Origin of the sequence: Bradyrhizobium altum, assembly GCF_020889705.1 — a bacterium.
GTDB classification, from domain to species: Bacteria; Pseudomonadota; Alphaproteobacteria; order Rhizobiales; family Xanthobacteraceae; genus Bradyrhizobium; species Bradyrhizobium altum.
The window spans coordinates 1-12,547 of the sequence record NZ_JACMYP010000256.1 but is presented as its reverse complement, the minus strand read 5'-3'; the positions used below and the strand labels follow the sequence as shown (position 1 = coordinate 12,547).

Below are 12,547 nucleotides of genomic sequence, written 5' to 3'. Positions count from 1 at the left end.
CGGCGAGCCGGCATGCACCTCCGCACCTACGTGGTGCGCTACCAGACGAACAATGCGCTCGCCGTCCGCCGCCGACAGTGTTTCGCCTGTGTCGATCAGGCCATTCGACAACCGGTCGATCCACAACCGCCCATCCGGATTGAGCATCACCTCGATGATCGCTTCGTCTTCGAGGTAGCCGGCAATCGCAGAGCCAAGCGCGCTCCGCAGCATTCGCGCTCCGCGCGAACTCGCTTCCGATTGAATGGAATGGATTGCCACCGTTCGCCCCCACCGAATGAGGACGTCCAACGAGCGTCCTCATATGGGGATGATTAGAAAAGGCACCGACGGACTTGGCGCAACAAGCGGCTTCAGTGATCGTAGACTGGCGTAGAGAAAGAAAGACTGAGAACGGATGTTTGAGGCATACTCAATCGTATCGGTTCGCTGGGAGTGGCTGCTCACAACTCCGCATCGTCATCCGCGGGCAGGAGGATGACCGAGTTCTCATAGAGACCAACTGGCTCGGCAGCGTTGGAAAGAGAAGTCGGCATGAAGAAGAGGATTGAACTCATCGATGAAGCGACGGTTCGACGTCGAACAGTTGCAACACGCGGCGCGGCACCATGGGCCGCATGACCCCCTCGATACCGAGCACTTGTCCCAGCGATCCAGTAAGGTCGTCGGCGTCGCGGGGGCGCGACCTCGAAACAAGCGGGTCGGTGCACCCGGAGACGCGATCGACCGCGATTACATCGCGAATGCGGGACAGCTATTCTCCGACCCGGTCGAGCAGATGCTGACCGCCCCGGGTCAGCAGGAAGGCGCGCATCGGAAAGCCAAGGTCCAGGCTGTGAAGGGCCGCAGGACCTCTTCTCGTGGGTAGCGCACTAACCGGGTGACGCCGCTCACGTCACCACAGTAGGGCCACCAAATCGCCAAATGCGCTTCGTGAAGGGCAACCCGCATCATCGTTTCGTTCATGGTGGCATTCTTGAGACGCTTTTTGGATACTGCAGGTCGTATGCCGTCGCCACACTGTAGGGATTACCGGCGCAGACCGTCGACATGCGTGTCAACTTCTTCCGGCCGGGCATTGAGCCTCCAATGATCGCCGAAGCAAGGATAGTTCGCTACGGACGCACATCGGCAACGGCGAACGCATCGGTTTTGAATGCCGAAAACCAACCGCTCGCAGCCGGCCGAATGGTTTTTCTGACCTCCAGCCAACAAGCACGCTCAGTTGCGGACGTGCTTGCCGGAAGGTGGGGCGTAAACCACCGAATTGACATAGTCGTGGCGGTCGCTTCGCCTCCGTCTTTCCGCCAGCGAGATAGGCAGATCGAGTGGAATGGCTATCTCGCCGGCCAAACATGATTCCACCGGGGTCACGTGCCCGATAGCGAAGCTGGCGTCATTGCAGCTTTCGATTCCGTGTCAACCTTAAACCCCTTTACGGACAGATCGCGACCGAGGGTCTCGGGAAGCAAAAGAGAGGCGATAATGAAGACGCTCGCGGCGGGAAGGCCCACGGCCACCATACCGTTGAGCAGGCTTCCGCCGAAGTGGGCTGCCGCAAGAGGCACAATCACAGGCGCAATACTGCCAAGTCCCCGACCGCCCATATAGAACGACGACACCGCGGTTGCCCGTAGGTTGACCGGATAGAGCTCTGAGATCCAGACACCGGTCACGCCCAGAGCAACGTTGCCTATGCCGAAGACGATATAGAGCCAAAACATCGGCCACTCGATCTTCGATCCGGCGTAGACTTGGCCGCCCCACAAGGCCATACCGACCAAAGCGGCCACCCAAAACAGCGCGGGCACAAGAGCTCCGAAGCGCCGACCAGCTCTATCGTTGAAAACGCCATTCACGAGGTAGCAGATGCCGCTAACGACAGAGAGCAACACAGCGGTCGTGCGAACTACATCCCCTGGGGTGTGCATGTCCCGAAGCAACAGCGTCGGAATGAAGGAGACGATGCTGTAGTAGCAGAGCATGTAGCTCATCAGCCACACAAAGGCGATGACAGTCTGCCGCGCAAGCCCGTTGCGGAATAGATCCGCAAGCGGAAGTGTACGGGCTTCCCCCTTGAGTTGCCCGGCTCTGCGTTGGGTCTCATATTCCAGCCAGATTTTGGATTCAGGCATGAAGAAGCGGATGAAAATGGTGAGCAGGATGGGCGCGCCGCCGGTCAGCAACCCAATTCGCCAGCTCCATTCGTCGCTAAACGTCGCAATCAGCCAGATGCCGACGATTGAAGCCGTAGATGATGCAATCACAGCACAACCTTGAAGGGCCGCCGCCCCAAAACCGCGGCTGTTCTTCTTCCAGGCCTCATTGAAGAGGACCATGCCGACGCCGTACTCGCCACCAAGACCGATGCCCGTTATCAGCCGCAATACGGCAAGGGACCAAAAATTCCACGCGAACGCCGAAATGATCGCGGCAACCGAGAACAATACGATTGTCAGTTGGAGCGACGTCTTTCGGCCAAGCCGATCACCGATAGTGCCAAATAGTGCGCCGCCGATGGCCGATCCGAACAACGTGAGCGCTTGCAGCGCACCCACTTCGGTCAGGGACAACGACATCGATCGTTGAATGGCAGGCAAGAGAAACGGAAATATCAGAACGTCGTAGAAATCGAGTATGTAACCGAGCATGGCCGAGATCATGATCGAGTAGCGTTGTCCCGCTGTATAGTCTTGCGAATTTGAGAGGGTTGTAGACATAAGATGCGTTCCCATTAAAAGGACCGGAGGTGATGGACGTTGCCGAAACGCTTGCCGCGTGATTGGGAGCCTCCAATGCGACTCCGGGCCGTCTGGCTTGATGCGCGCGGCTAGCGGCCGGGCGCTTTCAACTCTGCATAAGCAAATTCACCTCTATCGAGGATGTGCAGATCGTCGAGCCAGAGGCTGCAGCCCCGAAGCGGGATGTCGAGATGACACGGCGTGTCGTTCGTGCCTCCGAGCTCCGTATTCGGGCCTGTCGAGAACAGGACATTCCCGTAGAAGGAAAGGGCATTCATGATGTGTTCGGACGAAAGTTGCTGGGAGGCGGCAATGTGATGCCAGGCAGCGCGCTCGTTTGACCCCCAGCCGATATGCGAGATCGCCCAGCCGCGCGGATCGCCGAAGCTGTCGATATAGTTTTTTATCAGCAGCGCGTCGGTGCCCTCGCCCTTGAGGTCGACGATGTAACCATCCTTTACAGTGAGCGTGACCGGCGATTGGATGTAGCGCTTGAAGGCACAGAGGGTGTCGCCAGGCATCAGAACGACCGTGCCGTTGACATCGCCATCCGTGGCCTGGGTGAAGGCAAACCCGGATGGAAAGTGATCCCAGCGCCCCGGCTCGTCCGTATAGCCGTATTCAGAAATGACCGGATATTGCTCCAACCCATAGGTTACGTCTGTTCCGCCGGGCGACGTGATTCGCATTTTGCTGGCGGACTGCAGCAGACTTCGCGACAGCTCAGTTCGACGACGCAGATCTTCCGTCGGGAACATCTTCTTGAGAATGTGGAACGGCTCCATCACCCGCAAAATGCGCGTGCCGGCCTCCTGTATTTCGGCTTGTTCGCGGGAGAACAGCAGGCCCAGAAGATCGATCACCATATCCACGCGTTTGAGCGTATCGATCGCCGGCTGGTTGCCGGTGAGCGCATGGCGACCCTGCAGGCCGGCGACTTTGCTTTGACCGTATTTGGGGACGTTCAGGTGAAAGGTCGTTGCGCCGAGGCTTTGCGCGGCCAACATGAACGTCTGGGCATATTCCGGTTGATCCTCGCCACCGCTCAAGACTGCGACGACTTCGCCCTGCTTCACTTTACACAGCGCAAGCTCGGCCTTGAACAGCTCAAGCATTTCAACATCAACGCGTTGTCGAGACATCTTTGCCGATCTCCTGTTTATCAAGGATGGGTACACCGCCGTCCAACCGATCGCGGGGTCGCGCTAGAAGGTCTTGAACGATCGAAAGAAAGCCCTCCGTATCGTCGATCTGCATCTGATGACCCGCGCTTTCCAACGTCTTAACTACGATCGACGGCATCAATCGGAGAATTTCCCTTTGATCTTCGGGTCGAATGACGCCGCCCCGTCCCGCGACGATGAGCGATGTGGGAACGCTGAGTTGGGCAAGGTCACGATGAATGTCATCGTGATGAAAGCCCTTGTGAGCTTCGATGAGCGCGCGCTCGTCGCAGGTATGCATCCACTCCGCCCTGGTGCGGATGTGCTGCTCAGGCCATCGAGGCGCGGAAGGGATTCGCAGCACGGCGTCGATCTCGCCAAGCTTTGCGCTATGTAGCAATTTGAGAAGGGGTTCGATCGGAATTGGGTAGGCTCGGCGTCCCGGACCAGAGACCGGCGGATCGATCAATATCAGCTGTTCAACAGACGATGGCCGCCAGCGTGCGGCACGTATTCCGATGCGGCCGCCCATTGAGTGGCCCATCAGGGTGTACGGGCCAAGTCCGAGCGCTTCGGCGAACGAGACGAGATCGGATGCGCACGCGTCGAGAGAGTAATCGAGATGCGGTCCAGCTTCGGACAGGCCGCGGCCGCGAACATCGAGCACGCATACGTCGTATCCGATGCACAGGCGCTCCGCGATGAAGGCCCATTGCGCCGCGGTCGTCGATATGCCCGGCACGATTACGATGACGGGTCCCGTTCCGCCGAAACGCAGATAATGCTGACGGATGCCGTTGGCGCGCGCATGTGCCCCATACAGAAATCCGGATGCTGGGGCGCGGCTCACGTCAGCTGGTCCTCTGTGCGGAATTCCGACAGCGGACGAAGGCGCTCGATTGCCAGCTCCGTCGGCACCACGTCCGCGTACTTGCTGGCGATATCAAACAGGTTGACCGCGTGTGACGTGGGCGAGCGGTCGTAGACCGCGTCGCTCGGCACAAGTGATTTGAAGTTCAGCGCGCACGCATCCACGACCGAAGCCCGCACGCAACCGCTGGTCGTGCAACCGGTCACCACCAGCGAATCGACGCCGGCCCCTATCAGATACGTCGCCAGCGGCGTACCGAAGAACGCGCTTGCTTGTGTCTTCGGCAGGAGCAGCTCGCCGGGCTTGGGCGCCACCTCGCGGACAAAATCATACCCCTCGGGCGGGATCCGCATGATAGCCGGGATCTTCGCGGAGAACGCGCCCCGGTCCTGGTTCACCTTCCGCGCGACATGCGGGAAGATCACCGGCCAGTTCTTCTCGCGAAACAACCGCGTCAATTCGGCGATATGTGCGATGGCATGCCACCCGGCTTCGCCGCAGCTGGTCGGAAATTGCTTGATCGCCTCGCGGATCGGCATTGGTCTATCGCCGACCGAGCGGTACTGCACATCGATGACTAGGAGCGCAGGTCGCTTGCCAAATCCAGCCGCGCCACCCAGCCCAGCGAGCGCATAGGTCTCGCGCTCTTCCAGCGGCAGCACATCATCCCACGGCTGCTTTACGGCAGTCATTGCTCGCTCCAGTTTTGTTCATCGGCGGAGTGAAGAGGAATGGTGGTCGCGTCGTACCGGTAGATCCAGTCGTAGCGCGCGGCTGTTGCTTCCGATGACCACTGCGTCTTGATGTAGTCACCCGCCGTCTCCGGCTTGCACAACGCCCTGTTATGGAAGATCGGCAGCATGCCGGCCGCCGACTTCACGACCTTGCTGGTGCGATTGAGCCGGAGACCCTGATATGTCTCGAATACCGCCGCGACGTCGTTGGGATCTTCATCGAAGCAACGGGCGAGGACTGATGCATCCTCCAGCGCCATGTTCACGCCCTGCCCGAGGTACGGCAGCATCGAATGGCAGGCGTCGCCAAGCAGGGTGACACGCCCCTTCGACCACGTAGCCAGCGACGGCCGCACGAACAGGCCCCATTTGTTCAGGGTATCGACGTTCTTGACCAAGTCGACGATGTCCGGATGCCAGCCTTCGAAGTCCTTTAGGCATTCCTCGACCGAACCGCTCTCCGACCAGGATTCGAGAAGCCAATCGTCATGGTCGACCTGGCCCGAAAAGGTCATCATCACCGTGTTCTGCCAGCGGACCGGGTAGGCCGTGACATGCGCGGTGGGCCCAATCCATGTTGCCACCTCGGGTTCGCGCTGATGCTGTGCAAGGCGTCGACCGGCACGAGGCCACGCCACGCGATAGCCTTCGTGTACTGGCTCTCAATGTTGCCGATGAGGCCAAGACGGACCTTTGAGTGAGCACCGTCGGCGCCGACCAGCGCGCGCCCTTCGACTTCGGAGCCGCCTGCGAGCTTGGCGTGAACCCTTTCGTCGTCCTGACTGAATCCGACAACACGAGCGTTCAAATGGATGGCGCCCGGCTTCAGCTCGCGCACGCCGTCAACAAGGATCTTCAGCAAATGAGCGCGTAGCAGCAAATAAGGCTGGTTGCGCGCCGCGTCGGAGTTGCGATTGTAGAGGGGCCACCGGTCGCCGGTGTTCCAGAGCCTGATCGAGCGTCGCTCGGCGGCAATGCAGTTCTGCTCTACCTGCTCGGTGAGGCCAAGATCCCTGAGAACACGCACTCCGTTCATGGAGACCCAAAGGCCAGCTCCCACCTCGCGCAGCTCGGACGCTTGCTCGAATACGTCACAATCGATGCCGCGACGAAGCAGCGACAGCGCCATCGCCAAGCCACCAATGCCTGCGCCGGCAATGAGGACGCTTGATTTACTGACCTGGTGGATGCTCATGATGTCTCCAAACGAAAATTGCGCCGTCGCGCGGCGGGTGAGGCGGCGTCCTCGGAAACCTGCTCGGCGGCAAGGCTCTTTACGGCCTCGAAAATCTTGGTGTATCCGGTACAGCGGCAAAGATTGCCGTGCAGGTAGTGGCGAATTTCCGCGTCGGTCGGATGCGGATTCGTCTTGAGCAGCGCGGTGACCGCCATGATGAAGCCGGGCGTGCAGAAGCCGCATTGAAGGCCGCCGTGGAGCACGAACGCTTTCTGGATCCGCGAGAGGCCATTGGGTGGCGTGACGCCCTCGATGGTCGTGATCTCCTTCCCATCGACATCGACGGCGAGCGTCGTGCAGCTCGAAATCGGGTCACCGTCGAGGAGCATGGTGCAGGCACCACACACTTCCATGTCGCAGGAGCGCTTGGTGCCCTTCAGGCCGATGCGATCTCGGATGAGATCAATCAACAGCGTGTGACCGGGAATCTCCATCTCGACCGGCTGTCCGTTCAACGAGAACGAGATGAGCTGCACATTCGTCATGTGGCGCGCCCTTGCATCGCGACCGCCTCTTCGGCGTTTCGCAGCAGCAGAACGCCTGCTAGATGCCGCTTGTAGTCCGCACTGCCGTGCCGGTCCTCATTGACGTCGAGCTCGTCCAGCGCCGCCGCAAGCACGGACTGGATCGCTCTGTGCGCGTCATGGACGGGCAGCCCCTTCAGCACGCCTTCGACAGCTTTCAGGGGCTGCGGCTTCGATCCGAGGGCGCCAACGCGCACACGCGCGGATTTGATCGAATGAGCACCGGCCTCCATCGACCAGGCCATTCCGACATTTACGGAGGGCCGTTCGCCATGCTTGAACCGGCGGTAGGTAACGGGGCCCGTTGGACGCGGAAACACGATGACGATCATCAATTCGTCCGCTTCGCGCACCGTTTCCAGCTCGCTGCGGATGAAATCGTCGGCATGAACAGAGCGGGTGCCGTTCGGACCTTGAAGCACCAGCCGCGCATCCAGCGCCCCGAGCATCGTTGGCGGATCTGCATGCGGCTCGCCGAAGCACAGATTGCCGCCGATTGTTCCGACGCTGCGGACCCGGACGTTCGCCACGTTGGCACAGAGCGAGGCCAGCGCCGGCACGTGTTCGCGAATGACGGAATCGCCCGCGATCTTCACGTGCGTGCACCGGGAGCCGATTTCCAGCTCGTTCGCGTCGTTCAGAACGATGCGGTCGAGGCCGGGGATTCCCTTGATGTCGACAAGCCGCTCGGTATGGATGACGCGCATCTTCATCGCCAGCAGCAATTCGGTACCGCCGGAATAGAACATGCCCTCGCCCTCCTGCCCGACCGCACTGACCGCGGCGGCGACTGTGGATGCCCTGTCAAATTCGAAGGGTGTCGGCAGCATGATCAGGCGGCGCCCAGAAGGCTCTTGAGCCGCGTCTCGAATTCCTCGAAATTCTGGTCAACGCGGCGTTTGATGACGCCGAGCCCCATGCTCGCCAGGCGTCCTTGGATGTCGACCTTCGCGTCGACGGTCAGCTTGGAGCCTAAGTCTTCCGGGATCACGCTGACGTCCAGGATGACCGCGAGCCTGGTCCCGGTGAATTTGTCGCGGCCCGTGGCACGAGTGCGGACGTGTGACGGCTCCGTCACCGACTCGACAACGATCTCGGCCGGCACTTCGACCTTGAAAGGACCGATCTTCTGCTTGACCATCGCCTTGTAGGATTCCAGCGGCGCGATCTCTTCGACGTTCTCGCATCCGGGAATGCAGGACGAGATACTGGGCACGTCGATCAACGTCTTCCAGAGATCCCCTGGCGTCGCCGGCACCATCATTGACATATTGAATTCCATGAATTCACTTCCTCTTTGCAAGGCGCGCCATACCTTTTCAGGCGTCATGGGGAGATCCGTAATTCGGACCCCGTAGGCCGAGAACAACGCATTGGCGATCGCCGGCGCGACGGGCAGGATTGCTCCTTCACCCATTCCTTTGGCGCCGCCCGGGCCCGGCCCGTCGCCATTCTCGATCAGGATGGTGTCGAAGACCGGCGGCACGTCCGAAATGCGCGGGATCATGTAGTCGATCGGCGTCGCGTTGAGGGGCTGACCGTCCTCGAACTCCAGCTGTTCGTAGAGTGCGTGTCCAAAACCCATGGCGGCGGCGCCCTCGTCCTGCCCTTCGGCGGCGACGCGATCGATCACGCGCCCGACGTCCGCGGCGCTCGCGTAACGGGGCGCGTGAATCTCGCCGGTGTCCTCATCGACGACGATTTCCGCGAGGCCAGCGGACGTTTCCCAGAACAGCGGCGACTCGGCCAGCGCGCCTTTCTTCGAGCGCGGCGTGATCGCGCCACGCCCGACGACCTCCCCGGAGTCGACGCCCAGCGTGCGGTGGAAAATTTGATGGAAGGTCAGAACCTCAGACCCGGTAGAGACGCCACCCTCGACGAGCGACAGACTCTCCTTGGGCAGCTCCCAGACATCCACGACCATGTCTAGGATCTGATCGGCGGCATCGAGCGCCGCGTTCTCGACGGACAGGCCGACCACGACGGTCGATCGGCTCGCGCCCGTGCCCCAGTCGTAAGGGGCGACGGCCGTATCGGCGCGCAACGTGCTGACTGCGGAAAACGGCTGCTTCAGCGTCTGCGCGGCGATCCGGGCCATGGTTGCATGCGCGCCCTGGCCGACTTCGATGCTGGAGACCGAAACCAGGATCGATCCATCGATCTTGAGACGGACGATCGCGTTGGCGATCGGCGTGTTCGCCGGATCGGTCGCGGCGACCGCCATTCCGCGAGACCGCCGGTTCGACCCTTGCGACTCCGATGCGAACGACTGGGTCACGCGGACCATCAGCTCGCTCATGTCCATGTCGAGCGCACGCAGATCGGGCCGCGTGCGCTCGCCGCGGGCTGCGAGGTTCTTCAACCGGAACTCGGCCGGGTCCATGCCGATGACCGCAGCGACATTGTCCATATGGGATTCTTTGGCCCAGACAGCCTGTGGCCCGCCGATTGAACGGAAAGCGGCACCCGGAACGGTGTTGGTGTAAACAGCCGAGCCTCGAGGCGCAGATTTGGCACCGCGTAGGGGCCGATGATGCGATTGGCAGATTTCGTCGCGACGGCCGAGCCCGTGTCGGAATAGGCGCCGCCATCGAGTAGCAGTTTGGCGCTCGTGGCGAGGATCCGCCCTTTTGCGTCCACGGCCGTCCGAATCGTGATTTCGGCGCCGAGCCTTCGGCACGTCAGCATCGAGTCGGAGATGGATTGGGCCACGCGAACGGGACGTTGCACCTTCCACGAAGCTCCCGCAACCAGCGGCTCGATCTTCACCGAGGCCTTGCCGCCGAAGCCGCCGCCGACGAAGGGAACGATGACCCGAACCTTCGCCAACTGCAGACCGAACAGGCGCGACAGCACCTTTTGAACCGCGGTCGGCGTCTGCGCACCGGCCCAGACCGTGAGAGACTCGCCCTTGAAGTCCGCGATGACCGCGTGCGGCTCCATCGCAAAGTGCGAGATGGCCGGGAACGTGAAGTGATCCTCATGAACGTAGGCGGCGGCCGCCTCGGCGGCGTCGACGTCGCCGACATTGTTGCGGTAGGTGTGGAAAATGTTGCTGCCTTGCGTCGGCTTGGCGCCACCCTTGAAATAGAAGTCCTGCAGATTTTCGTGGTGTTGGTGGATCAGCGGCGCGCCGTCCGCCATGGCTTTCTGTATGGTCGTTGCCCGCGGAAGCTCCTCGTAACCGACATCCACCAGCTCGGCGGCGTTTTCCGCGATCTCAATCGTCTCCGCGATCACGATGGCAACCGGCTCGCCCACATAGCGCACGCGATCGACCGCGATGATCGGCCGGTCCTTGAGCACGACGCCCCAGCAGCCAAACGAGGCGACATCCTCGCCGACAAGCACGTCCACGACGCCGTCCATCGAACGGGCAGCGCTCGTATCGATCGAGACAATGCGGGCATGAACGGCCGGCGAGCGAACCACAAACCCGTGCAGCATCCCCGGCACCGTCAGGTCGGTAACGTATTCGGCGCGCCCCGTGACCTTCTCGATCAGGTCGGGTCGAACGGAACTCATATTGTCAGTTGCCGACATTCGTGAAGCCGATGGCACCTTGGTGCCTCCCTAAGGCGATCTGCGGACATTATGACAGTTATCACTCGTATGCAAGTGCTACGCTCGTGTACGACTGATAGGGCATGAAATCCGCTATCCGGGCCGGAAGTCCGACAAAACGCCCTACAGCCGATGCCCGCCTCCGCCCGGTTTCAGTGTTTTGAGAGCTCTGGATGTCGACGCTCAGACGACAGACGAAGGGTGGCCAGGGCCGGCGCGTCTCAACGAGGTACGCGCGATAAAGCCGGCCATCGTCCAACAAAGGTGGATTCGAGGGCTCAACGAATGTAAAAAACCGAGTCGGCGCCGAAGACTTTGGAGCCGCGAACAGTCGAACTTTCTCGAGATGAGCCGTGGCAGCGTCGCGCAAAGGGGACTAAAATCGTGCAACCAAATAAAAAGCGGCGCTCGGTGGAGAAGCCGAAAGAAACTGTGCAGTCATATCGGCTGGATGACGCACCAGGTTTCTTATTGCGCGTCGCACTGCGTACTCACACGGCCATCTTTGCCGCGAAGATGATTGAAGAACTAACGGCACCCCAGTTCTCGACGTTGGCAAAATTGAGGGAGGTCGGACCTTGCTCCCAAAATCATCTAGGACGGCTGATACACTACGACTCAGCCACCATTACTGGTGTTATCAATCGTCTCAAATTACGCGGCCTCATAAAGAGTAACGAAGATCCTTTGGATTCGCGACGGCGGGAGATCGATCTGACCGATAAGGGCAGACGAGTAGCGGACGCCGCCGTCGAAACCGTCGGTGAGATTTCAAGCGAGACGTTCGCTCCCCTGACCCGGGAGGAGTTTCGGACGCTGACCGAGATACTCAAGAAAATTATACGCCGCTAAGCGGACGCGGTTCACGTTTCGATCATTGACGAGCTAAATTCGTCTGCGACCGTTCCAGTCGCCAGCAGCGAGAAGGAGCGGCACGGCCACTCGATAGCCTGTCGATCCACAGCCTCCCGTCCGGATTGAGCATCACCTCGATGATCGATTCATCTTCGAGGTTGCCGGCGATCGCGGTACCGAGCGCGCTGCGCAGCATTCGCGCGCCGCGCGAATTCGCCTCCGACTGAAAGGAATGGATTGCCACCGTCGCCCCCACCGAATGACGGCGTTTACCGAGGGCCCTCAGATGGGGATGATTAGAAAAGCCGCCAATCGACTTAGGGCAACAAGCGCTGGCGGTGATCGTAGACTGGCGTAGAAAAATAAAGACTGAGAATTGATTTTAAGGCCTAGTCAATCGTGTCAGTTCGCTGGGAGTGGCCTGCTCACCACTCCGCATCGTCATCCGCGGGCAGGAGGATGACCGAGTCCTCATACAACCCAACTGACTCGACAGCGCAGGAAACATCAGCCGGCCTGAACAAGAGGATTGAACTCATCCACGAAGCGATGGATCGGCGCCAGGGCAACGCGAACCAGACCAACGTCGCGATCTGCAGTGCTACGTTGAGACCAAAAGCGACTTGATAGGCTTGGACGGGCCTATGGCCATCATTCGCATACCATTGCTCCAGAATCAGCCCTGTTACGTACTGCGCCAGAAAGGCCCAGCCAAAGTGCAAGACGTTCAAGGCGCCGTTGGCACGACCAGCAAGCTGGGGCGGAAAGTGATCCGCTATTACCGCAAAACTGACCACGGTCGCCGCTCCGGCAATTGCGACAACGGACCAGGGCAAGATGGACGGCAGAGGCACTCTC

Annotated in this window: 11 protein-coding genes and 4 pseudogenes; 3 read left to right on the top strand and 12 right to left on the bottom strand. The window is 60.5% G+C overall.

Translation table 11 applies throughout. From position 1 onward, the window contains the following. A pseudogene (locus H8B02_RS38415) lies at positions 1-213 on the bottom strand (P-type conjugative transfer ATPase TrbB); the annotation flags it as partial. A 346-nt stretch (positions 214-559) separates the two neighbouring features. Between H8B02_RS38415 and H8B02_RS38410 the strand changes: the two are divergent. Further along, positions 560-868 carry a hypothetical protein gene (locus tag H8B02_RS38410; RefSeq protein WP_229170954.1) on the top strand — a complete coding sequence of 103 codons (309 nt, stop codon included), beginning with the start codon at positions 560-562 and terminating at the stop codon, positions 866-868. 182 nt (positions 869-1,050) lie between these two features. Further along, positions 1,051-1,359, top strand: coding sequence for a hotdog domain-containing protein (locus H8B02_RS49165; RefSeq protein WP_376711765.1), 309 nt, complete (start codon positions 1,051-1,053; stop codon positions 1,357-1,359). Between the two features lie 11 nt (positions 1,360-1,370). Here the strand turns inward: H8B02_RS49165 and H8B02_RS38405 are convergent, their stop codons facing one another. The 9 genes and pseudogenes from H8B02_RS38405 to H8B02_RS49390 all read right to left on the bottom strand — a co-directional run. After that, positions 1,371-2,720, bottom strand: a complete 1,350-nt coding sequence (locus tag H8B02_RS38405; protein ID WP_229170953.1) for an MFS transporter — start codon at positions 2,718-2,720, stop codon at positions 1,371-1,373. 110 nt (positions 2,721-2,830) lie between these two features. Beyond that, positions 2,831-3,856, bottom strand: a complete 1,026-nt coding sequence (locus H8B02_RS38400) for a 2,5-dihydroxypyridine 5,6-dioxygenase NicX family protein (protein WP_229170952.1) — start codon at positions 3,854-3,856, stop codon at positions 2,831-2,833. Positions 3,857-3,863: 7 nt separating this feature from the next. Beyond that, positions 3,864-4,754 (bottom strand): alpha/beta fold hydrolase, encoded by an 891-nt coding sequence (locus H8B02_RS38395; RefSeq protein WP_229170951.1) that lies wholly within the window; start codon positions 4,752-4,754, stop codon positions 3,864-3,866. Continuing rightward, a complete protein-coding gene (locus tag H8B02_RS38390; protein ID WP_229170950.1) occupies positions 4,751-5,437 on the bottom strand; it encodes an isochorismatase family protein in 687 nt (228 codons plus the stop codon). Before H8B02_RS38390 ends, H8B02_RS38395 begins: the two co-directional genes overlap by 4 nt. 26 nt (positions 5,438-5,463) lie before the next feature. Continuing rightward, complete coding sequence (locus H8B02_RS38385) at positions 5,464-6,027, bottom strand: FAD-dependent monooxygenase (protein ID WP_229170949.1); 564 nt, start codon at positions 6,025-6,027, stop codon at positions 5,464-5,466. Beyond that, the gene (locus H8B02_RS38380) at positions 6,027-6,704 is read right to left on the bottom strand and encodes an FAD-dependent oxidoreductase (RefSeq protein ID WP_229170948.1); all 678 of its coding nucleotides are present in this window, start codon (positions 6,702-6,704) and stop codon (positions 6,027-6,029) included. The genes H8B02_RS38385 and H8B02_RS38380 overlap by 1 nt, the downstream gene beginning before the upstream one ends. Then, complete coding sequence (locus H8B02_RS38375; RefSeq protein WP_229170947.1) at positions 6,701-7,231, bottom strand: (2Fe-2S)-binding protein; 531 nt, start codon at positions 7,229-7,231, stop codon at positions 6,701-6,703. Before H8B02_RS38375 ends, H8B02_RS38380 begins: the two co-directional genes overlap by 4 nt. Then, positions 7,228-8,100 (bottom strand): FAD binding domain-containing protein, encoded by an 873-nt coding sequence (locus tag H8B02_RS38370; RefSeq protein ID WP_229170946.1) that lies wholly within the window; start codon positions 8,098-8,100, stop codon positions 7,228-7,230. The genes H8B02_RS38375 and H8B02_RS38370 overlap by 4 nt, the downstream gene beginning before the upstream one ends. A 5-nt stretch (positions 8,101-8,105) precedes the next feature. Then, positions 8,106-10,702: pseudogene (locus tag H8B02_RS49390) on the bottom strand (xanthine dehydrogenase family protein molybdopterin-binding subunit); the annotation flags it as partial. A gap of 516 nt (positions 10,703-11,218) precedes the next feature. Between H8B02_RS49390 and H8B02_RS38355 the strand changes: the two are divergent. Further along, positions 11,219-11,686: a MarR family winged helix-turn-helix transcriptional regulator gene (locus H8B02_RS38355; protein ID WP_229170945.1), complete on the top strand. Its 468-nt coding sequence runs from the start codon at positions 11,219-11,221 to the stop codon at positions 11,684-11,686. A gap of 85 nt (positions 11,687-11,771) precedes the next feature. Here the strand turns inward: H8B02_RS38355 and H8B02_RS38350 are convergent. Together H8B02_RS38350 and H8B02_RS38345 are read right to left on the bottom strand one after the other, a co-directional pair. Then, positions 11,772-11,933, bottom strand: a pseudogene (locus H8B02_RS38350) (P-type conjugative transfer ATPase TrbB); the annotation flags it as partial. 181 nt (positions 11,934-12,114) lie between these two features. Beyond that, positions 12,115-12,547, bottom strand: a pseudogene (locus tag H8B02_RS38345) (MFS transporter); the annotation flags it as partial.

Bases quoted from the DNA above. Each gene is read 5' to 3' on its own strand.
- H8B02_RS38375 (WP_229170947.1), bottom strand. From the start codon at position 7,231: ATGACGAATGTGCAGCTCATCTCGTTCTCGTTGAACGGACAGCCGGTC.
- H8B02_RS49165 (WP_376711765.1), top strand. From the start codon at position 1,051: ATGCGTGTCAACTTCTTCCGGCCGGGCATTGAGCCTCCAATGATCGCC.
- H8B02_RS38370 (WP_229170946.1), bottom strand. From the start codon at position 8,100: ATGCTGCCGACACCCTTCGAATTTGACAGGGCATCCACAGTCGCCGCC.
- H8B02_RS38380 (WP_229170948.1), bottom strand. From the start codon at position 6,704: ATGAGCATCCACCAGGTCAGTAAATCAAGCGTCCTCATTGCCGGCGCA.
- H8B02_RS38405 (WP_229170953.1), bottom strand. From the start codon at position 2,720: ATGTCTACAACCCTCTCAAATTCGCAAGACTATACAGCGGGACAACGC.
- H8B02_RS38410 (WP_229170954.1), top strand. From the start codon at position 560: ATGAAGCGACGGTTCGACGTCGAACAGTTGCAACACGCGGCGCGGCAC.
- H8B02_RS38385 (WP_229170949.1), bottom strand. From the start codon at position 6,027: ATGATGACCTTTTCGGGCCAGGTCGACCATGACGATTGGCTTCTCGAA.
- H8B02_RS38400 (WP_229170952.1), bottom strand. From the start codon at position 3,856: ATGCTTGAGCTGTTCAAGGCCGAGCTTGCGCTGTGTAAAGTGAAGCAG.